The 20,819-nt window shown below is 57.2% G+C and carries 21 protein-coding genes, 1 pseudogene and 1 riboswitch; of the genes and pseudogenes, 17 read left to right on the forward strand and 5 right to left on the reverse strand.

From position 1 onward, the window contains the following. The first annotated feature begins 17 nt into the window (after positions 1-17). On the forward strand, positions 18-1,670 hold the full coding sequence (locus tag GOW60_RS15685; protein WP_171229993.1) for a DNA polymerase Y family protein: 1,653 nt from the start codon (positions 18-20) through the stop codon (positions 1,668-1,670). Between the two features lie 3 nt (positions 1,671-1,673). On the opposite strand, the gene GOW60_RS15690 is transcribed toward GOW60_RS15685, so the two are convergent. Then, positions 1,674-2,399 (reverse strand): SDR family oxidoreductase, encoded by a 726-nt coding sequence (locus GOW60_RS15690; RefSeq protein ID WP_171229994.1) that lies wholly within the window; start codon positions 2,397-2,399, stop codon positions 1,674-1,676. Between the two features lie 193 nt (positions 2,400-2,592). Between GOW60_RS15690 and GOW60_RS15695 the strand changes: the two genes are divergently transcribed. The 5 genes from GOW60_RS15695 to GOW60_RS15715 are packed head-to-tail and all read left to right on the forward strand — an operon-like array spanning position 2,593 to position 6,799. Then, the gene (locus tag GOW60_RS15695) at positions 2,593-3,924 is read left to right on the forward strand and encodes an NAD(P)/FAD-dependent oxidoreductase (RefSeq protein WP_171229995.1); all 1,332 of its coding nucleotides are present in this window, start codon (positions 2,593-2,595) and stop codon (positions 3,922-3,924) included. Further along, the gene (locus GOW60_RS15700) at positions 3,878-4,423 is read left to right on the forward strand and encodes a hypothetical protein (protein WP_253283522.1); all 546 of its coding nucleotides are present in this window, start codon (positions 3,878-3,880) and stop codon (positions 4,421-4,423) included. Before GOW60_RS15695 ends, GOW60_RS15700 begins: the two co-directional genes overlap by 47 nt. Then, positions 4,423-5,646 (forward strand): MFS transporter, encoded by a 1,224-nt coding sequence (locus GOW60_RS15705; protein WP_171229996.1) that lies wholly within the window; start codon positions 4,423-4,425, stop codon positions 5,644-5,646. The genes GOW60_RS15700 and GOW60_RS15705 overlap by 1 nt, the downstream gene beginning before the upstream one ends. Further along, entirely contained in the window at positions 5,643-6,260 is a 618-nt protein-coding gene (locus GOW60_RS15710) for a DUF3833 domain-containing protein (protein ID WP_171229997.1), read from the forward strand. The genes GOW60_RS15705 and GOW60_RS15710 overlap by 4 nt, the downstream gene beginning before the upstream one ends. Further along, entirely contained in the window at positions 6,257-6,799 is a 543-nt protein-coding gene (locus GOW60_RS15715; protein ID WP_171229998.1) for a DUF3833 family protein, read from the forward strand. The genes GOW60_RS15710 and GOW60_RS15715 overlap by 4 nt, the downstream gene beginning before the upstream one ends. Before the next feature lie 29 nt (positions 6,800-6,828). Here the strand turns inward: GOW60_RS15715 and GOW60_RS15720 are convergent, their stop codons facing one another. From GOW60_RS15720 to GOW60_RS15730, 3 genes are read right to left on the reverse strand one after another with little or no spacing between them, the layout of a single operon-like run. Then, complete coding sequence (locus tag GOW60_RS15720; protein WP_152459486.1) at positions 6,829-7,053, reverse strand: hypothetical protein; 225 nt, start codon at positions 7,051-7,053, stop codon at positions 6,829-6,831. 8 nt (positions 7,054-7,061) lie between these two features. Continuing rightward, entirely contained in the window at positions 7,062-7,313 is a 252-nt protein-coding gene (locus GOW60_RS15725; RefSeq protein ID WP_171229999.1) for a hypothetical protein, read from the reverse strand. Positions 7,314-7,315: 2 nt separating this feature from the next. Next, positions 7,316-7,468 carry a hypothetical protein gene (locus GOW60_RS15730; protein ID WP_171230000.1) on the reverse strand — a complete coding sequence of 51 codons (153 nt, stop codon included), beginning with the start codon at positions 7,466-7,468 and terminating at the stop codon, positions 7,316-7,318. A 111-nt stretch (positions 7,469-7,579) separates the two neighbouring features. Then, a riboswitch (cobalamin riboswitch) is annotated at positions 7,580-7,784 on the forward strand. Positions 7,785-7,865: 81 nt separating this feature from the next. Here GOW60_RS15730 and GOW60_RS15735 point away from each other — a divergent pair. The 3 genes and pseudogenes from GOW60_RS15735 to GOW60_RS21180 form a co-directional block, all read left to right on the forward strand. After that, positions 7,866-9,119, forward strand: coding sequence for an aromatic ring-hydroxylating dioxygenase subunit alpha (locus tag GOW60_RS15735; RefSeq protein ID WP_171230001.1), 1,254 nt, complete (start codon positions 7,866-7,868; stop codon positions 9,117-9,119). 5 nt (positions 9,120-9,124) lie between these two features. After that, positions 9,125-10,207 carry a hybrid-cluster NAD(P)-dependent oxidoreductase gene (locus GOW60_RS15740; RefSeq protein WP_171230002.1) on the forward strand — a complete coding sequence of 361 codons (1,083 nt, stop codon included), beginning with the start codon at positions 9,125-9,127 and terminating at the stop codon, positions 10,205-10,207. Between the two features lie 519 nt (positions 10,208-10,726). Then, a pseudogene (locus GOW60_RS21180) lies at positions 10,727-10,918 on the forward strand (hypothetical protein); the annotation flags it as partial. Here the strand turns inward: GOW60_RS21180 and GOW60_RS15745 are convergent. Next, positions 10,895-11,905, reverse strand: a complete 1,011-nt coding sequence (locus GOW60_RS15745) for a LacI family DNA-binding transcriptional regulator (protein ID WP_152459490.1) — start codon at positions 11,903-11,905, stop codon at positions 10,895-10,897. The pseudogene GOW60_RS21180 and the gene GOW60_RS15745 overlap by 24 nt on opposite strands. A 212-nt stretch (positions 11,906-12,117) precedes the next feature. On the opposite strand from GOW60_RS15745, the gene GOW60_RS15750 reads away from it, so the two are divergent. From GOW60_RS15750 to GOW60_RS15785, 8 genes are all read left to right on the forward strand, one after another. After that, positions 12,118-13,386: an ABC transporter substrate-binding protein gene (locus tag GOW60_RS15750; RefSeq protein ID WP_171230003.1), complete on the forward strand. Its 1,269-nt coding sequence runs from the start codon at positions 12,118-12,120 to the stop codon at positions 13,384-13,386. Positions 13,387-13,460: 74 nt separating this feature from the next. After that, the gene (locus GOW60_RS15755) at positions 13,461-14,306 is read left to right on the forward strand and encodes a carbohydrate ABC transporter permease (protein ID WP_152459492.1); all 846 of its coding nucleotides are present in this window, start codon (positions 13,461-13,463) and stop codon (positions 14,304-14,306) included. Further along, positions 14,303-15,139 (forward strand): carbohydrate ABC transporter permease, encoded by an 837-nt coding sequence (locus tag GOW60_RS15760; RefSeq protein WP_152459493.1) that lies wholly within the window; start codon positions 14,303-14,305, stop codon positions 15,137-15,139. Before GOW60_RS15755 ends, GOW60_RS15760 begins: the two co-directional genes overlap by 4 nt. Before the next feature lie 23 nt (positions 15,140-15,162). Then, positions 15,163-16,203, forward strand: coding sequence for an ABC transporter ATP-binding protein (locus GOW60_RS15765; RefSeq protein ID WP_171230004.1), 1,041 nt, complete (start codon positions 15,163-15,165; stop codon positions 16,201-16,203). A gap of 12 nt (positions 16,204-16,215) precedes the next feature. After that, the gene (locus tag GOW60_RS15770) at positions 16,216-17,493 is read left to right on the forward strand and encodes an amylo-alpha-1,6-glucosidase (protein ID WP_171230005.1); all 1,278 of its coding nucleotides are present in this window, start codon (positions 16,216-16,218) and stop codon (positions 17,491-17,493) included. After that, a complete protein-coding gene (locus GOW60_RS15775) occupies positions 17,490-18,176 on the forward strand; it encodes a D-lyxose/D-mannose family sugar isomerase (RefSeq protein ID WP_171230006.1) in 687 nt (228 codons plus the stop codon). Before GOW60_RS15770 ends, GOW60_RS15775 begins: the two co-directional genes overlap by 4 nt. 280 nt (positions 18,177-18,456) lie before the next feature. Beyond that, positions 18,457-19,875 (forward strand): circularly permuted type 2 ATP-grasp protein, encoded by a 1,419-nt coding sequence (locus GOW60_RS15780; protein ID WP_171172167.1) that lies wholly within the window; start codon positions 18,457-18,459, stop codon positions 19,873-19,875. A 2-nt stretch (positions 19,876-19,877) separates the two neighbouring features. After that, positions 19,878-20,819, forward strand: a complete 942-nt coding sequence (locus tag GOW60_RS15785; protein WP_171230007.1) for an alpha-E domain-containing protein — start codon at positions 19,878-19,880, stop codon at positions 20,817-20,819.

The following is a 20,819-nucleotide window of genomic DNA, read 5'->3' on the forward strand; positions in this document are numbered from 1 at the left end:
ATCAATGATGCCTGCCGATGCCCAAACGCCGAATTCTTTCGCTGTGGTTTCCCCGTCTGGGGGCCGAACGGCTGGTCCGCGCCGCGCGGGGCCTGCATAGCGGGCCTTTGGCCGTTGTGGCCGAACAGTCGAACATGCAGATCGTCACGTCATTGAATGCGGAAGGACAGGCCGCCGGATTGCGCGTGGGTCAGCCGGTGCGCGATGCCCATGCCATGTGCGCCAACCTGATCACCCGCCCTCGCAACGCCCCGGCCGAGGCTGCGTTTCTGACCGCGCTGCGCCGCTGGGCGGGCAAGTTCAGCCCATGGGTGGCCGAAGAGGCCCCCGATGGCCTGATCGTTGACCTGTCAGGCTGTGCCCATCTGTTCGGCGGTGAAGAGACCTTGCTGAGCGTGCTTGAAACGGACTGCGCCGACATGGGCCTGAGCGTGCAGATGGGTATCGCCGACACGCTGGGCGCGGCATGGGCGCTGGCCCGCTATGCCGGGCAAGAGGCCACGTCTGACCGCAACGGCGACGCCATCAACCAAGAGGCCCGCGCCACCCGCGCCCGGGCAAGCAAGCGGCGGCACTGGACCAGGGGCGGGGCCGCGCCACAGGTGATGGCGCTGGGCGGTGGCGCGCGGATTGCCACGCCGGGGCAGGCCTATGGCGCGCTCAGCCCCCTGCCCATCGCGGCGCTGCGGCTGGACGATCAGACCGTGGCGCAACTGAACCGCCTGGGCCTGCGCCGGATCGGTGATCTGCTGGGCCAGCCGCGTGCCAGTTTGGCACGGCGGTTCGGCCGCGGGCTGGTGTTGCGTCTGGATCAGGCCATGGGCAGCGCGCCCGAGCCGGTCTCGCCCGCCCGTCCGCCACATCACTTTGCAGTGCGGATGACTCTGCCCAACCCGATTGGCCTGGTCGAAGACGTGATGGCCGCTGTCGATCGGATTCTGCCAACGCTCTGCACCAAACTGGAAGAGAAGGGGCGCGGGGCCCGCACGCTGCGTCTGGAAGCCCACCGTGCGGATCAGGCCGCAGAAATCATCGAGATCGGCCTGGCCCGTCCGACCTATGACAAAAATCGCATTCGCCCTTTGTTAGAGATGAAAGTTGACAAGATCGACGCAGGCTATGGCATCGACTTGCTGCGGCTTGAAGCGATCCAGACAGAACCCATCCACGCCCGCACCATCGCCGGTCATGCCGAAGCGCGCCGCGTGGCCTGCAACCGGCTTGAGGGCAATACAGCCGTGGATGACCTTACGGCCAAGCTGGGCGCGCGGGTCGGGCTGGACGCGATCACCCGGCGGCATCCTGCGGCCTCTCATATCCCCGAGAAAACGGCGCAAACGCTGGCGGCGGCCTGGTCGGAACCCGCGCGCGACTGGCCTGCCCCGCCGCGCCCCCGCCCCTTGCAGATGTGGCAGCCCGAACCCGTGATGGCCCCGGAAACCCCGAATGTGCCCTGCACCTTTCGCTGGCGTGGACGAGATTGGCGACTGGCGCAGGCCACCGGCCCGGAACGCATCGCGCCGGAATGGTGGCTGGATGACCCCAACTGGCGCAGCGGAGTACGAGATTACTGGGTGGTGGTGACAGAACAGGGAGAGCGCCTGTGGTTGTTCTATGGCCACGGAGGCGCGATGTCCGCCGGCTGGTTCTGTCAGGGGCAGTTTTGTTAGAGTCTATTTTCCACGATAAACCAGCAGATCCGGCAGACAGTCGATCAGACGAATGCACCAGGAAAACGGTGCCGGAAAATCCGTACGGAAACGACGACGCGCCATCGCCTTGACCACGCGATCCGCCGCATCCTCGGGCGACATCAACATCGGCATCTTGAAACCGTTCTTCTCGGTCAGGCGGGTCTTGATGAAGCCCGGATTGACGATACGCACCGTCACGCCCGTACCTGCCAGATCATGCCGCATCGTCTCGGCCAGAGAAATCAGTGCGGCCTTGCTGGCGCCATACCCGATGGCGGCGGGTAGCCCGTGATACCCGGCCAGTGACCCGATCAAAGTAACCTCTCCCTGGCCTGCTCGGACAAAACCCGGAACGGTTTCACCCAGAACCCGCAGCGCACCCAGATAGTTCACATCGCTCATCCTGAGCGACGCCTCGGTGTCCCATTCGGCCGAACGCATGGGGTCATACGCACCTGCATTGTAAACCAGCCCGTCGACATGCCCCGCCTCGGCAACAGCCGAACGAACAGAGTCTAACTCGGTCACATCGCACCGGATCGCGCGCGCATCCGGCAGTTCAGAACACAGTTCGGACAACCGCTCAAGATTGCGCGCAGACAGGATCAGGGAAGCACCCTGTTGGCCAAGCGCACGCGCCAAAGCGCGACCCAGCCCTTCGCTTGCGCCGATGATCCAAATGGTTTTGCCGTCAAAGCTGCTCATGTGTGGGCCGATTCAGTTGTGTTTCACCATAATACGGCCTCGCATCCGCTTCGGATCAAAACGGTGGCGCAGGTCACGGAAGCTCAAACCAGAAGCCACAAGATAGTGCATCTGTTAAAAACTTCTAATCGGATTGATCCACTTGTGCCTACCCTGCGTATCTTTTTGTAAACTGACACATAAAGAGGCTGGAATGTTCGACGAACCCCGGGGTGTACGGAAGAAAATCGCGATTGTAGGTGCAGGCATTTCGGGTCTTTCCGCCGCTTACTATCTTTCAGAAAACAACGACGTGACAGTCTATGAGGCCGAACCTCGGCTTGGTGGCCATGCCCGCACGGTGATGGCCGGAAAGAACGGGGATCAACCGGTCGATACGGGCTTCATCGTCTTCAACTATGCGACATATCCCTACCTGACCCGGCTGTTTGTTAAACTGGGCGTGCCCGTGATCGAAAGCGAGATGAGCTTTGGCGCGACAATCGACAATGGCCGCATTGAATACGGGTTGAACAATCTGCGCACACTGACCGCTCAAAAGCGCAATCTGGCGCGTCCGGCTTACTATAAAATGATCGCTGATATTCTGCGGTTTGGCAAAGAAGCCCCCGAAGCCGCCAAGGACGATGACACCACGATTGGCGAATTGGTGGACCAGCTGCGGCTGGGTCACTGGTTCCGGCACAATTATCTGATGCCGATGTGCGGTGCCATCTGGTCTACGCCGGTCGAGTTCGTGGATCAGTTCCCCGCACGCTCTTTGGTGCAGTTTTTCCGCAATCACGCTTTGCTGGCAAGTGGTCGCGCAAACCAGCATCAATGGTACACGGTCAAAGGCGGCAGCATAGAGTATGTCCGCCGGATCGACGCGGCCCTTCGTGCGCGGGGGGCAGAAATACGTCTGGCCAGCCCTGTTCAGAATGTATCCCGTGACGAGATGGGCGTCACCATCCACAGCCAGGGCGCCGTGGATCAGTTCGATGAAATCATCCTGGCCACCCATTCGGACCAGTCGCTTTCCATTTTGGGTGATGGCGCGACCCCCGCGGAAGCCGCTGCATTGGGCGCAATCCGCTACCAGCCCAATACGGCCACATTGCATTGTGACCCAGGTCAGATGCCAAAGCGGCGCGCCTGCTGGTCAAGCTGGACCTATCGTTCGCAAGCCGGAGATGTGGGGGTAACCTACTGGATGAACCGGCTTCAGAACATTCCGGACAGTGACCCGCTGTTTGTAACGCTGAACGCTTCATCAGAAATTCCCGCGGAAAATATCTATGACCAGGTTGAATTTGCCCATCCGGTCTTCGACAAGGCCGCCCTGAAGGCGCAAGGACAAATCCGCGAGATGCAGGGACAGAACCGAACTTGGTTTGCCGGTGCTTACAACCGGCACGGATTTCACGAAGACGGGATAGCCAGCGCGATGCATGTCGTTGCTCGAATAAATGGCGCCCCGCAAACCATCGGAGCTGAAAATGGCATTCCTGGGAAAGACCCGGCCCTATCTGTTGCCGCTGAATAAGGCGATATGGCGCACAGCGTTTCTTGCACTTTCCTTGCTGATCCCCAATGGGCTGGTCGCGTCACCGGTCACGGAAGAACTGAACGATGCCCAACTGCGCGGAACCGCGACGTTCCGCTATCTGGGTTTGCCAATCTATGACGCCAAACTCTACACGCCCAAAGGTGCGCCGTTCAGTTGGAGCGAAGATATCGCCCTGCAACTGACCTATCGCAAGAACATCAAGAAGAAAGCGCTGGTCAACTCGACACTTGACGAGATGGACCGCATCGGCCGTTCAGCACCCGTTCGCGACCAACTGAACCGGTGTTTCAAAGCCGTGGCAAAAGGGGACAGTTATCTGGCGGTTTCTGATGGTCCCGACAAGGTCAGTTTCTGGCTGAACGGACAAAAGACCTGCACCATGGCGTATCCGGGCATCAAGCGCAGTTTCATGTCCGTGTTCCTGGGAGACAACACGCGGTCCGCGTCTTTCACGCGCAGGCTACAGGGGCGGTGATGCTCTATCCCCGGGTCAGTCTCTATGCGTTGATGCTCGCTGCGGCGGGTATCCCGCTTTATATCCACTTGCCGCGCTTTGCAGCCGTGAACCTGGGTATTGGCCTTGGGGTCATTGGTACGGTGCTGCTGGTGATCCGTTTGGTGGATCTGGTGCAGGATCCGCTGATCGGTTGGGCAATCGACCGATGGCCCGGCGGCCAGCTTGCATTTGCGGCGATGGCGGCTTTGGGGCTGGCGATCGGGTTTCCCCTGCTTTTCAATCTGCCGCAGGGTGCCAGCGTGCCGGAACTGGTCGCGATCCTGATCTTGCTGTTCTCGGCGTACAGCCTGGGAACCATTCTTCTGTATGGTCGCAGCGCAACTCTGGCGAAGCGAACCGATCCGAAAGAGCTGATGACACTGGCCGCCTATCGTGAAGGCGGGCAGTTGACCGGGGTGGTCATCGCAGCCAGCGCTCCGGCCCTGTTGGTTGCTTTCGGGGCACACTCCCAAGGCTACCCCGCATTCGGAGCGTTTCTGGGGCTGCTCTCCGTTCTGACCCTGATACTAACAATCCCGATCTGGCGGCGCAGACCGATCACCGGATCAGGCCTGTCCTTTGCAGGTCTGGGTCAGGCCGGTGGCTTGCGCCTTCTTGCGCTGGCTTTGGTCAACAGCCTCCCGGTTGCCATAACCTCCACCCTGTTTCTGTTTTTTGTGGAAGACCGGCTGCAACTGCCGGGCAAGGCGGGTCCTTTGTTGATCCTGTTCTTCCTGAGCGCAGGCGCGAGCGTCCCGCTCTGGGCAAAGCTCAGCAACAAAATTGGCCCGAAACAGACTCTGATTATCGCCATGCCGCTCTCGATCGCCGGCTTTATCGGCGCCGCCACACTGAGTGCAGGAAACCTTGCGGGTTTTGCAATGATCTGTCTCGCCTCGGGCGCGGCGCTGGGCGCGGATATGGTCGTGTTGCCGGCCATGTTCTCGATCGTCCTTACCCGGGCCGGGCTGAACGCATCAGCCGCGTTTGGCATCTGGTCCTTCGCTGGCAAACTGGGCCTCGCCCTGGCTGCCTTTTTCACTCTGCCGCTGCTGGAACGCAGCGGTTTCACCCCCGGTCAAACCAATTCCGCACAGGCGCTGGAAACACTCAATCTTGCCTACGCGGTGCTGCCCTGCATCCTGAAAGTCGGAGCGTTCGGGATGGTGTTGACCCTGCCCACCGAGGTCACAAGCAAATGAATGCTCTCACCATCATCCTTCTGGTCCTTCTGACCGCTGTCTTCATCCGTGCAAGGCTGCTGAGCTTTCGCGCGCAATCGCCGTCCGATTACAGTGGCACCGGGCCAGATTTTTCCCTGAAAAAACACCTGAACGGAGAGATCTTGTCCGAGGGCCTGATCTATGGCCCCAACGGCAAAATGTCGAACAGCTTTGTCGCGCGCATGTCCGGCGAATGGCAAGGCAACTCGGGCACGCTGACCGAATACTTCACCTATTCCAACGGAAAACAGATGACTCGCAAATGGTACCTGACGCTGGGAACCGGAGACACATTCACGGCAATGGCGGATGATATCGTGGGCGAAGGTCGGGGCATCATCTCGGGGTCCACGGTCAAACTGACCTATCGCATCATTCTGCCAGATGACGCTGGTGGACATACGCTGGATGTCACCGATTGGATGTATCTGACGGAAACCGGCGTCATCATGAACCGGTCCGAGATGCGCAAGTTTGGCGTCAAGGTCGCGGAACTGATCGCCACAATGCGTCCAAGCCCCAGATCGAAACCGATGCATCCAAGTGGGTCAAACGGGTATGACGCGACGTCGGAAGGGAAGCCGTTGCAATGATCACCTTTCGCTCTTTCATAGCCTGCGTCGCAATCGCAAGCCTTGCACTTCTGGCGGCCTGCTCCGGCAAACCGAAGGTACCCAAAACGTTTCTGTCGGACCGGCAGTTGAACCTGGAAGAGTTTTTCGACGGCAAAACAGTGGCCTACGGTCAGTTTCAGGATGTTCTGGGAAACATCCCCCGCAGATTCACGGTTGATATCGATGGGACATGGGACGGCGAAACCCTGACCCTGATCGAAGACTTCGTGTACGACGATGGCGCGACGGAACAACGCATCTGGACATTGACCAAAACCGGAGAGGATACGTGGACCGGTACGGCGCCTGGCGTGCTGGGTACCGCCAGCGGAATTGAACGCGGGGATACGTTCAACTGGAAATACAAGATCGACCTGCCGATCAAGGACGGGACCATGCGTGTCAAATTCGACGACTGGATGTGGCTGCTGGATGACGACCGTCTGCTGAACCGTGCGTATGTCTCACGCTATGGCGTCCGTCTGGGTGAAGTCATCCTGTTCTTCGAGAAAAAATAGGGCCGCCAGGCCCGGTTGCATCACAAAAGTCAGTAGAAAATAAACTCGTCCACCAATGCTGTCGTCGATCCCTTGACCTCACCGGCCGTGTTCGCCCTTGGCCCGTCCGAGGCCGCGCCCTCGGCGCGTTCGCCGCCCTCGACCTTCAAGCGCGCGCGTTCTATCTGCCCCCAGAGGAAAAACAGGCCATCCCGTTTTCCCATGAGGCGCGAAGGAACTGTTGTCCGCAAAACACCTGTTTTCGGTTTTGGCATCTGCTCTCTTACTGCCTCCGGTGTTTTCCACCATTTTCGGAAAACGTAATGGTTTTTCCCGAAAAAGACAATTTTTTATGGACAAAATGAGGTTTTCTACCGGCCGTTGACAGGGTGGACTGGCAACTCTCGCATGACGGATATTCGCCTTCTTCACCTGCCCCATTGAAAGCCAGCACTATCCCAAACGGATCAACTTCACCCAAAAGGGCTTGCGGCAAAACTACTTCACTTGGCCCGACACTCTCTTTTCCAGCCATGCTCAGGCGACGTGCAGCGTTTCGTTTCTGATCCGAGCAGCCGGGCCTTCGCCGTCGCGGTTGGGGGACAATTTGGCGGCGCCGATGTCAGACGTGGCCGCATCCATCGCAAGGCCATCGGCCACCGCAAAACGCCATGCTGGCGGGCCTGCCACGCCCCTTTGCCAAGGACTGTGGTCCCGGCACCGTCCACTCTGCCGGAATATTTCTATGTCTGTTTTGAAACCGGAAATGTCGCAAGCATTTCAGCGCCCAAGCGGGTAAAAAGTAGGCTGCCATCGTGAGGTGCCGCTGTTTGATTCTCAGACAGCGGAGAATTGGGAAGCCGGTGGAATTCCGGCACTGCCCCCGCAACGGTAAGAAAGGTCAGGTTCGACAATCAACCACTGGGACGAGGATCCCGGGAAGGTGTCGCAACCGGGTGCAAGCCCCTTTCAAGTCCGGAAACCAGCCTTGCAGATATGTCAAACCGCGGGTGGCGGTGGGGGCACGGGTTTCGGACGTGGTCCTCGCGCGCCTCCGGACGGTTCCTCCCTGTCATCTGCCCAAGCAATGCCGCGGGGCGCGGCAGGAGAGCCAGAAGTGAACAATGTCCAAAACCTGTTGGCGCGTCGAATCCCGGGCTATGCTCTGGAACGGGCCTTTTACACCGACCCCGAGATATTTCAGACCGACCTGGAAACCATCCACTATCGCGAATGGCTCTTTGCCATTCCGGCCTGTGAACTGGTGAAAGCCGGCGACTATGTAACGTACAACGTGGGTGCCTATCGCGTGATCATCGTGCGCGGCGCCGACAACCAGATCCGGGCGTTTCACAACACCTGCCGCCATCGCGGCTCGATCATATGCAAGGCGGCAAAAGGCAACGCGCCGAAGCTGGTTTGCCCGTATCACCAATGGACCTACGAGCTTGACGGCTCTTTGCTGTGGGCCCGCGACATGGGGCCGGAGTTTGATCCCAGACAGCATGGTTTGAAGACGGTTCATTGCCGCGAGCTTGCCGGGCTGGTTTACATCTGTCTGGCGGATGTCGCCCCGGATTTTGACACGTTCGCCAATATCGCGCGCCCGTATCTTGAGCCGCATGATCTTGCGAATGCCAAGGTCGCCTTCGAAAGCACGATCATCGAGAACGGCAACTGGAAGCTGGTCTGGGAAAACAATCGCGAGTGCTATCACTGCGGCGGCAACCACCCTGCGCTGTGCCGGACCTTCCCTGATGATCCGGGCGTGACGGGGATCGAAGGCGGTGAAACCCCTGCCTATATGCAAGCCCATTTCGACAGGTGCCAGGCTGCCGGCATGCCGTCGCAGTTCTATCTGCACGAGGACGGCCAATATCGTCTGGCGCGGATGCCGCTGAAAGAAGGGGCCGAGAGCTATACGATGGACGGGAAATCCGCCGTGCGCCGCTGGTTGGGCCGGTCGCCCTTTGCGGATGCGGGATCGCTTTTGAAATTCCACTATCCGACCACGTGGAACCACTTTCTTGCCGATCACTCGATTGTTTTCCGCGTCACGCCGATCAGCCCGACAGAGACCGAGGTCACGACCAAATGGCTGGTCAACAAGGATGCCGTTGAAGGCGTTGACTATGACGTGAAACGTCTGACCGAAGTCTGGGTCGCCACGAATGACGAAGACCGTCAGGTGGTCGAGGACAACCAGCAGGGCATCAACAGCCCGGCCTATGTGCCCGGCCCGTATTCAGCCATTCAGGAATCCGGCGTGCTGCAATTCGTGGATTGGTATTGCAACACAGTGTCGGCCCGCCTGTCCCCTGACTCCATGGCGGCGGAGTAAGTCTGATGAAAGACCTGAACACGCTTTCATCAGCCGTCTGGCAGGATGGAGAGATGCTGGAATGTGTCTCGGTCGTGCCCGAGATGCCGAACACTGCCAGCTTTTCGTTCCGTGCCCCCTCGGGGGCGCAGTTCGCCTATCACCCCGGTCAGTTCCTGACGCTCGAGATTCCGGCGCCCGGCCAGCCCGGAGGCGTTGTGCATCGCACCTACACGATCTCATCGTCGCCGTCGCGGCCGCGGTCGATCACCATCACCGCCAAAGCGCAACCCGACAGTATCGGCACGCGCTGGATGCTGGACAATCTTCAACCCGGCATGCGGATCAAGGCCATTGGGCCTGCGGGCCTGTTCACCAACGCATTGAGCGATGCGCGCAAGTTCCTGTTTATCTCGGCTGGCTCGGGCATCACGCCGATGATGTCGATGACCACCTGCATGTGGGACGAAAGCCGCGATCTGGACGTTGTCTTCATCAACTGCGCCAAAAGGCCATCCGAGATCATCTTCCGCCAGCGCTTGGAACAGATGGCCAGCCGCACGGATGGTTTGGACCTGAAGTTCGTGGTGGAAGAGCCGGACCGCTACCGCCCATGGACGGGATATCAGGGTCAGTTCAACCAATTGATGCTGGGCCTGATGGCGCCGGATTACCTTGAGCGCGAAGTCTATTGCTGCGGTCCTGAGCCCTTCATGCAAGCGGTGCGCGACGCGCTGGCCGGTCTTGGTTTTGATATGAACAACTACCATCAGGAAAGCTTCGGCGCGCCGGTGGAAACCGAGGCGGATCAGCCCGAGTTGGATGACGTTGTTCTGGACGACGACAGCAGCGCCGAGATCCTGTTCGCGACCTCGGGCGTGACGGCCAAGGTTGCCGAGACCGACACGGTGCTTGCCGCCGCCCGCTCGGTTGGCCTGAACATTCCGTCAGGCTGTACCTTCGGCGTGTGCGGTACCTGCAAGGTCAAGAAAACTGCCGGAGAGGTCCATATGGTCCACAACGGAGGGATCTCGGAAGACGACATCGACGCGGGGTACATTCTGGCCTGCTGCTCGAACCCGATCGGCAAGGTCGAAGTCGAGGTTTAGGTGCTTCGCATCCCGATCAAAGCCGCAGCGTGGCTGACACCCGCTGCGGTTTTCGGCGCGGTTTTTCTGCCCGTTGCAGAACGCGGGCCAGATCGGGTCGCCGGATGTCCGGCGCTTTCGGGGCTTTCCCGCCATCTCACAGACGCGGCGCAAGCATCTGCCTTTGTCCTCGCCGGCCATCACGCTGTCATCGAAAACGCAAGAAGAGAGAGCCCCACAATGCCCGTGGCTGTTCCCTGCGGCCGATCCTGAGCACCCTTACAAGAGTTTGAAGAAGTTCTGGCGGTCAGTCAAAAAGACAGCACATCTGGAAAACCAACGAAAACATGATCACAGGCACGCGCCTCGCAGACGACCCCTTGCGGCAATCAGCTCAAGCTGACGACTTCATCGTCCGCAGACCGGTTGATCAATCATGGCAGTGGATAATGTGTTCGTCGGTGCGGTGTCGAAGCTTGGGCCCGGAGCCAATACGCTAAGCTTGTCCGAGAGTAGGTGTAAGCGATTGGATGAGCGTCATCAGGCCAGAGAACCCATTCACTCAGACGCACCAAAGCGGCGTTGATTCAGTTGATCTATCAGAAAACGGGTACTTTGCGTTTTGTCCAACTGTTGCTTGGCCATAGCAAGACGGACAGTACAGTGCGTTACCCGGAATGGACGCGAACAGCAGCCGAGACTTACACTTTATTGGTCAGAGGCTGCCCCTGATGTTCCTCGAATTGTAAGGGTTGCAGAATACTCGAAATGGCGAACTGGCATTTCAGGTGTTCGCATGCGGTCCAGAAGGATCTCGGCCAATCGCGTACCCAATTTTTTTGGGTTGATCGCCATTGTTGTGAGGCCAGGTGTCGAGACAGCGGCATCTTCGATATCGTCGAAGCCTACTACTGAAAAGTCACGCCCGGGTTTCAAATTGGATTGGATCAAGCCAAAGCATGCCCCAAGTGCAACAACATCGCCATTGCAAACAACGCCTGTTACCTCAGGGTGTCGCTGACGAAGTGCGGTGATTGCTTCAACACCAGAGCGTTTGGTTTCTTCGCATGGCCAGATAACCGGATGCACGCCGCCCAATTTCTCCAAGGCACTCAGATAACCGGCGATGCGCTCTTCGCGCACAGACGTTTGTTCGGTTCCGCCTAAGTAGGCGATGTGCCTGTGCCCTAAATCAATCAAGTGTTGTGTGGCCTGCACGAGGGCCTCTTTGTTTAGAACACCAACGTGATCCAGAGACTGAGACACCTTTCGCATGAATGTGACAGCAGGAACACCGTGGGCATCCAGAAGCCCCATGGCGTCCCCGCTGGTGTTGAGTGCCGGAACCCAAATCAGACCACGTCGACCAAATCTGATGCAGGCTTCCAAAAGGCGGTCCTGGCGCTGAAGGTCTCCTTGAGCATCGAGCACCGAAACCATGAAGCCCTCAGCCTCCAGCAGGTTAACAGCGCCGCTAACGACCTCTGCGTTGAACGGGTTTGCCAACTTGTTAAGGATAAAGCCGATTTCGCGATTGTCGCCCGATCGCATTGTGGCCGCAGCGTGATTTGGGACGTATCGAAGCCGCTTAGCCGCGCTCAAAACTTTTTGACGCGTTTTTTCTGAAATTCGACCTGTGTCGCGCAAGACCTGACTAACAGTTGGAACTGACACGCCAGCTTCTTTGGCAACGCTGGAAAGGGTGGGTTTCTTCGCCATTGATGAGTTTTTACAGATATAACGTTTTGTCTATTTTGCAGTCTAAATCGAATACTTCAAGTAAAATATGGAAATATTAACGGGTCATCCGACTTGACTCATGATAAAACGATATATCATAGTGCAAACATTCGCCATAGACTGATCCAAGATTGTCGGCGAGGGAGGGAGGTTGCCAGAATTTGGCCAGCCTCAGACAAACGGAGGAAAACATGTCCATTCATTCGAAACTTGCGGGTGCCGTATCAGGTTTGGCTATTCTTGTTGGCGCAGCTGCCGTACAAGCCGAAACTCTGTTCTGGTCGACCCAAGCCCGTCCTGCTGAAGAGGCGCAAGCCATGCGGGCCGAGGTGCTTGGTGGATTTGATGGCGAAGTTGATTACCAGCCAAACGAAGATGGCCCTTGGTTGACCCGGCTCCAAGCCGAGTTGCAGGCGGGCTCGGGTAGTATTGATCTGCTGGGCTCTTTGCACGGCAACTTCTCGGCAATGAACCCCGATGATCTGATGGATCTCAGCGATCTGGGTGTGATGTCGGCGTCGGACACTTTCAACGATCTGGCTGAGCTGGGAACGGACAGCCTGCAATACATGCCGTGGATGCAAGCGAGCTATATCATGGCCGCCAACAAGGAAGCGCTGCAATACCTGCCAGAAGGTGCAGACATTGACGCGCTGACCTATGACCAGTTGATCGCATGGACAGCCAATGTCGAACAAGCGACTGGTCAGAAGAAATTCGGTTTTCCGGCTGGGCCCAAAGGGCTGAAACACCGATTCTTCCAAGGCTATCTTTACCCGTCCTACACTAACGGTGTCGTGCGAACGTTTGCTTCGCCCGAGGCTGTGACCGCATGGGAGAAATTCAAAGAGCTTTGGAGCCATACGAACCCTGCATCAACCAACTTCTCGTTTATGCAGGAACAGCTATTGAACGGAGATGCGTGGATCGTCTTCGATCACACCTCGCGCCTGGCGCAGGCATTCAATGAGCGCCCCGATGATTTCGTCGCCTTCCCGGCACCCGCAGGTCCGACCGGCCGTGGCTTCATGCCTGTTCTGGCAGGTGTTGCCATCCCGCGCACCGCGCCGGATGCAGAAGGTGCCAAAGCTCTGGTAACTTATTTGATGCAGCCAGAGACGCAGATCGCAACTCTGAGAGCCACTAACTTCTTTCCTGTAGTTGACGTCGAGTTGCCAGACGATTTGCCGCCTTCGGTAAAAGCTGCCGGTGAAGCCGTTGCCAAGATGAGCGGTTCGGCAGATGCCAATCCTGGATTGTTGCCCGCAGGTCTGGGCAGCATGGGCGGTGATTTCAATCGTGTCTACGTAGATACGTTTGAACGCATTGTTCTGGCTGGCCAGCCCATCGAGCAGGTCCTGGATGATCAGAAGAAACAGCTTGAAAAAATCATGACTGAAACCGGCGCGCCCTGCTGGGCACCTGATGCGCCTTCGGAAGGCGCGTGCCCGGTCGAGTAAGACCTTCCAACGGTCGGGCCGCTGAAATAGCGGCCCGGCTCCCCAGCATTTTCCCAACTTGAAGGAGCGGTCCGATGGAAGCGCGGCTATTGCCATACCTTCTGATCCTCCCGGTGACTCTGTTTCTCTGCCTGTTCTTTCTTTACCCGTTTGCGTTGGTGGCGCAGCAGGCTTTTGGAACCGAGAGCGGTTTCTCACTGGATAACTTTCGCGAGGTTGTGAACTACTGGAAGTTCCCGATTTCAATGAAGAACACTTTTCTTCTGGCAGCGGCTGTGGTGCCGATCCAGTTGGCCCTTTCGCTTCTGATGGCCACAATGGTCACGAAGATGCAAAGGGGACGCGATCTGGTTCTGTACATTTGGACCATCCCGCTGGGCATTTCGGACCTTGCAGCTGGTATCATCTGGTTGGCAATCTTCGAGCAGTCAGGCTTCCTGAATTCGATGATGGTGGGATTGGGTGTCACTGACCAACCTGTGAGTTTGCTGAGCTATCAGACCCCCTGGATTGTATTCCTTGCGATTATGCTGGCCGAGATTTGGCGCGCAACCGCGATTATGCTTGTGATCCTTGTCGCAGGCATCGGCTTGATACCCAAGGAATACTACGAGGCCGCAGACGTGTTTGGAGCCTCGCGCTGGAAGCAATTCACGCGGATCACCCTGCCACTTTTGCGCCCATCGCTGCAAACGGCCCTGGTCCTGCGCGTCATCCTTGCCTTTGAGGTTTTTGCCGTGGTCGCCGCCCTTGGGGGCACGATTTTCCCGGTGCTTATGGGCGAGATCTACGCCTATCAGTTTGATCTGCAAAATGGCGGTGCAGCAGCAGCACTCGCGATCATCGTTCTGATTATCTCAATCGTCTTCACTCTGATCATTATGCGCGCCTTGCGCGTCCCGAAAGGAGCCACGATATGACGGCTGTTGCAGACGTAGTTGCCCCCGACGCACGTAAGGCGGGGAAGGGGCTTTACCGGGCCGGGGTTATCCTGCTGTGCGCCTGGGTGATCGTCCCGCTCTACCTATTGTTTGTGAACACGATGTCCTCACCGGATACTGTGAACAGCTTCCCCAAGAGCTTCCTCCCGGAATTTGACATGGGATCCTTGGAATTCTTTGCGGGGTTCCAGGGAATGCTGGCGGCACTGTGGAATTCAGTTGTGGTTGCTTTGATGACGATGGTGATGTCCATCGCGATCGGAGCCCCGGCTGGGTACGCCCTGTCACGGTTCGACTTCCGGGGGAAGGAACTGTTCCGCCTGTTGATCCTGCTGACACGGGCTTTCCCACTGCCACTGCTGGCGTTGCCTCTGGCGGTTCTCTTTATCCGCACGGGTCTGGATGACACAGCCTTCGGTCTGGCCCTTGTCCACACCACACTGGCAATCCCCTTTGCGGTGCTCATAACCTTTTCGCTATTCTCAGGCATTCCGCTTGAGCTGGAAGAAGCGGCCTGGACATTGGGCTGCACGCGGCTGACCGCCTTTACCAAGGTGATCCTGCCGTTGGTCCTCCCGGGGATCACGGCCTCGGCTATCTTTGCCTTCGTAATCTCGTGGAACGAGGTTTTCGCAGCCGCCGTTCTGACCATCGAAAACCGGACGCTTCCCGCGTTCTTGTTGCAGACCCTGGGCGAAGCACCGCTGCATCTGAAATTTGCAGGCGGGTTCATTCTCGTGGTGCCTGCACTGATTTTCATCTTCGCCGTGCGCAAATATCTCTTTGCCATGTGGGGTATTGCCAACCGCTGAGCGGTGGCTGAAAGGAAACTGTTATGGCTGAAATACAGATCAAAAACATCGCCAAGAACTTTGGGTCCTACCAGGCTCTGCACGACATCAACCTGACCATCTCAGATCAGGAATTCATGGTGCTTTTGGGTGCTTCGGGCTGCGGCAAGTCCACGCTATTGCGTATCATTGCCGGGCTCGAGACAGCGACCACCGGCGAGGTCTGGATCGGTGGCCGCCGGGTGGATCACCTGTCGCCAAAGGATCGCGGTATCTCGATGGTGTTCCAGAATTACGCGGTGTTCCCGCATCTGACGGTGTTCGAAAATATCGGCTTTGGTCTGCGGATGCAGAAACTGCCCGATGAGGAAGTCAAACGTCGGGTCGAACGCACCGCTGGGTTGATGCATATCGAGCAGCTTCTGAAGCGCTATTCGGGCGAGCTTTCGGGTGGACAGCGCCAACGGGTCGCCGTTGCCCGTGCGTTGGCGATGGAACCGGATGTGATCCTGATGGACGAGCCGCTGTCTAACCTTGACGCATTGTTGCGGATGGAGATGCGGGCCGAGCTGAAGGGTGTTCTGGCTGAAAGTAAAACCACGGCAATCTACGTGACCCACGATCAGGTCGAAGCCATGTCCATGGCTGACCGGATCAGCGTCATGCATCAGGGCAAAATAGTTCAGGCCGCCTCGCCTATCGAGGTGTACCGGGATCCTGCGGCCGAGTTTGTGGCCAGCTTTATCGGCAATCCGCCAATGAACTTCCTTCCTGCCGAAGCAGCGGGTTCCGGGCGCTGGAATGTGGCCGGGCAAAACTTTGACGGGCCGGCAAACGGCAAAGAGCTGAAATGGGCGATTCGACCGGAAGATCTGCGCATTGCAGATCAGGGTTTCGGAGCGCGGGCCAAAGTTGTGGAGCCTCTGGGCGCGCACTTGCTGGTGACTTGCGAAGTGGACGGGCACCAATTCCGCGCTGTGCTGGATAGTGAGCTCGACGTGAAACCCGGTGACGTACTCACCTTGGCCCCGCAAGAGGGTCGCGGACGCTGGTTTGACCCCAAAACAACTCTGGCCGTTGCGTAAAGGAGAACCACGATGAGCCAAGCGCTGATCGATCAGGCCTGCAAAGTAATGGAAGGCAACGACCGTGGCAGTTATACCGTGCCTACCCACGGTCTCTATCCCTTTCAGTGGAACTGGGATAGCGCATTGTCTGCGCTAGGCTTTTCGCATTTTGACATGGACAGGGCTTGGGTCGAGGTCGAGACCCTAATGGCCCATCAATGGGAAGACGGTATGGTGCCCCATATCGTATTTCACGAACCCGATGACGGCTATTTCCCCGGTCCTGACGTCTGGCAAACCGGCCAATCTGTACCGACGACCGGTATCACCCAGCCGGCGGTTGCGGGACTTGCCCTGCGCAAACTCTATAATCGCGCCGAAGACAAAGCCGCCGCCCGGACGCGGCTTGCTGAACTTCTGCCCAAGGTCCACGCATGGCATCAGTGGTTCTACCGCAACCGCGACCCAGAAAACACCGGGCTGGTGGCCATCATTCACCCGTGGGAATCCGGGCGAGACAACTCGGTGGACTGGGACGAAGGGCTGGATGCTGTACCGACTGAGGGCATAGCACCGTTCACGCGACGCGATACAACTCATGCCAATCCCGATCATCGCCCGACAGATGATCAGTACCAAAGGTATATCTGGTTGGTGGAACACTTCCGCGGATTGCGATGGGATAACACAAAACTACATGACGCCTCGCCTTTCCGATTGGTTGACCCGGGGTTCAATGCCATCCTTATTCGGTCTTGTGACGATGTTGCGGAATTAGCGGAGATTTTGGGTGTTCCTGCCATGGCCTCTGAAGCGCGCGAAATGGCCACCAAGGGCCGTGAAGCGTTGGAAAGCTTATGGAATGCAAATCTTGGACAATACACGTGTTACAACCGCGCCGCCGGAGTTCTGCAAGACACGCCAACGGTCGGCGGGTTACTTGCGGCAATTGCTGAGGTGCCTCCCGAGCGCGCCGAAGCCCTGGTGCGAAGGATCGCCTTGCTGTCCGAGCGATGCGATTATCTGGTGCCAAGCCACGACCCGGCAGATGACGCCTTTGACAGTAAACGCTATTGGCGTGGACCGACATGGCTGGTCGTGAACTATATGATTGCCGAAGGTCTTATCCAATCAGGACAGGAAGCAATGGCACAACGTATCCTTGCTGGCAGCTTACGCCTCATTGAGAAAAGCGGCTTTGCGGAATACTATGATCCCATTAGCGGTGAACCGTGTGGGGGTGGAGATTTCACTTGGACAGCTGCAATGGTGATTGAAATTCTCAAGATTCAAAAAGTGCCCGCATGAAACGTTCGCGCATCAACGAGATTATGGCTCAAGCAGATGAGTTAATACGCTCTCACGGTTTCACATTGCCGCCGTTTGCCTATTGGACGCCGGAAGAATTTAAGGCTCGTGAAAGCGATGCCCGTCACGTGATTGACGCGCGTTGCGGTTGGGATATCACTGATTACGGCGACGGTGATTTTGATCGGATGGGCCTGTTTCTTTTCACTCTGCGCAACGGTCTGCAGAGCGACTTGGCGAAAGGCGGCGGCATGTGTTACGCTGAGAAGCTGTTGATTTCACGGCAGGATCAGCTTTCGCCGATGCACACGCATGTTCTGAAGGCAGAAGATATCATCAACCGTGGTGGCGCGACCCTAGTGGTCGAGCTTTTCGGCTCGGATGATGCCGGAGGTTTTGCAGAGGATCGCGGCGGCGTAGTCTGGCTGGATGGTATCCGCCGCGACTACGGCCCGGGCGAGAAACTGCGCCTGGCCCCCGGTGAAAGCGTCACCCTTCGCCCTGGTGATTGGCACGCGTTTTGGGGCGAAGGTGGCGATGTGCTGATCGGCGAGGTCTCGACCGTCAATGACGACGAGACCGACAATGTTTTTCGCGACCCAATTGGCCGATTTGCCGAGGTTCAGGAGGACGTCGCGCCGACACATCTTCTGGTCAGCGACTACTCAAAATGGCTAGGCTGATTGATGAAGCCATTGGAGGAGTTCGTGGCGTCTTGGCGCGAACTTAACGCTCTCTATCCGAGTTTGGCCGGTCATCCTTCACAGAAAATTGGCAATATCTATAGGCTTCATTTGCCCGTTCGCAGCGTGGTACTTCAACAGCTGGAAACGCGAATAACGCCACGTTGTTAGGATCACCACGATATTCAATTCGCCTGAAAATTAGACGTTACTTACGACGACAGTATCAAATCGAGCCTGAACGACTTGAAAATTCTGATTTGAGCGTGAAACTTAACACATGAGTGAGTATTTTGATGAAATGTTCAACGGCGATGGATCACTCAGAGGTCCATATGAAGAGATCGGCCGCTGGTTCAATGCTGAAGACGTATCACGGCTGAGGGCGAAACAGCGTGAAGCCGAAGAAGTTTTTAGGCTGACGGGCATCACCTTTAATGTTTACGGCAAAGCAGAGGCAGAAGAACGACTGATACCGTTTGATATCGTACCGCGTGTCATTTCGGCACGAGAGTGGCAGCGGCTGGAACGAGGTATCGAACAGCGAGTTCGGGCAATCAACGCGTTTCTTCATGACATATACCACCGTCAGGAAATTGTTCGCGCTGGCCGTGTGCCGGCTGAGATGATCGCCGCAAACGAAGCGTTCCTGCCGCAGATGTTGGGCATCACGCCACCTGGTAAGGTCTATACGCACATAGTCGGTGTTGATTTGGTGCGAACCGGGCCGGACGAGTTTTTTGTGCTGGAAGACAATGCGCGTACGCCGTCCGGTGTGAGCTATATGCTCGAGAACCGGGAAACGATGCTCAAAATGTTCCCGGAACTGTTTAGCGCCACAAATGTCCGGAATGTTTCCGATTACCCGCGTAGTTTAAGACGGTCCTTGGCTGCATGCGCGCCAGCTTGCGCCGAAGGAGAACCCACTGTCGCCGTGTTGACGCCTGGCATCTACAATTCAGCCTACTACGAGCACGCCTTCTTGGCAGATCAGATGGCCGTGGAATTGGTTGAAGGTCACGACTTGCGGGTTGTAAACGGGCGTGTCTGCATGCGCACCACCAGAGGTTATAAACCCATCGACGTTCTCTATCGCAGAGTGGATGACGACTTTCTGGACCCGTTGAATTTCAACCCCGACAGCGCATTGGGCGTGCCGGGTATTCTGGACGTTTATCGCGCTGGCGGTATCACGATTGCGAACGCCCCGGGAACAGGCATAGCCGATGACAAGGCGATCTATTCATACATGCCTGAAATCGTTGAATTCTACACGGGTGAGAAGCCCCTGCTTCAAAATGTTCCCACGTGGCGTTGCAGCGATCCCGAATCTCTGTCCTACGTACTGGACAATCTTTCCGACCTTGTTGTGAAAGAAGTGCACGGGTCTGGCGGCTACGGGATGTTGATCGGCCCGACCGCCAGCAAGAAAGAGATTTCAGCTTTCCGCGACAAGCTCAAAGCGCGGCCAGCGAACTATATTGCTCAGCCGACACTGTCGCTTTCAACCGTTCCGATCTTCGCGCGCTCGGGGCTGGCCCCCAGACATGTCGATCTGCGGCCTTTCGTATTAGTGTCGCCTGAGGGGATCAAGATCACTCCCGGCGGCCTGACCCGCGTGGCACTTAAAAAGGGGTCATTGGTCGTAAACTCGAGTCAGGGCGGTGGAACCAAAGACACCTGGGTTCTGGAGGACTGACCATGCTGGGAAAAACTGCTGGTGGGTTGTTTTGGATGTCCCGCTACCTGGAACGAGCGGAAAACACGGCCAGGCTGCTTGAAACAGGTCAGCGGATGGCGTTGACCCGCACCAAGAATTCGACCGAAGAATGGGGTTCTGTTCTGAAAACGGCCGGCGTTCTGGATGGGTACCACGCCAAATACGATGATGTTTCGAAAGACAACGCGGTGGATTGGATGATGCGTGATGCGGATAATCCATCCTCGATCAAATCAGTCATCAAGCAGGCAAGAGACAATGCGCGTCTTGTTCGAACCGCACTGACACACGATGTTTGGAGCGCAGTAAACTCTACCTGGATGCAGATTGATGATGTCATGAAGCGCCGCGTGAATGAGCGGGACCTGCCTGCGACGCTGGAGCTTATTCGCCAACAGGCAGCTCTGGTTCGTGGCGCTACATTGGGCACGATGCTACGCAATGACATTTTCGACTTCACCCGCATTGGTACGTTCGTCGAACGAGCCGACAATACCGGACGCATTCTGGACGTGAAATACTACGTTCTTCTGCCCACAGCTTTCTCAGTTGGCTCATCACTGGACAACATCCAATGGGAAAGCATTCTCCGTTCCGTCGGCGCTGGCGGAGGATATCGAATGACCCACGGTGAGAAAACCCAGCCGTCTGATATCGCACAGTTTTTGATCTTGGATCAGCGAATGCCGCGCAGCCTTCACTTTTGCTGCAGAAAAATTCAAGAAAACCTTTCTTACCTAAAGAAAGACTATGGCTTTGCCGGGCCTTCCTGCGAGGCCTCGAATGGCCTCTACGAGAAATACCTGGATCAAAAAATCTCTGAAATCTTCGAAATCGGTCTGCATGAGTACATTCAGGATTTTCTGACAGATCTCGGCAGCTTAAGTCGACAGATCGAGGTTGATTACAGGTTCTACGAGTAG

The organism is Ruegeria sp. HKCCA4008, from assembly GCF_013033125.1.
Classification (GTDB): domain Bacteria; phylum Pseudomonadota; class Alphaproteobacteria; order Rhodobacterales; family Rhodobacteraceae; genus Ruegeria.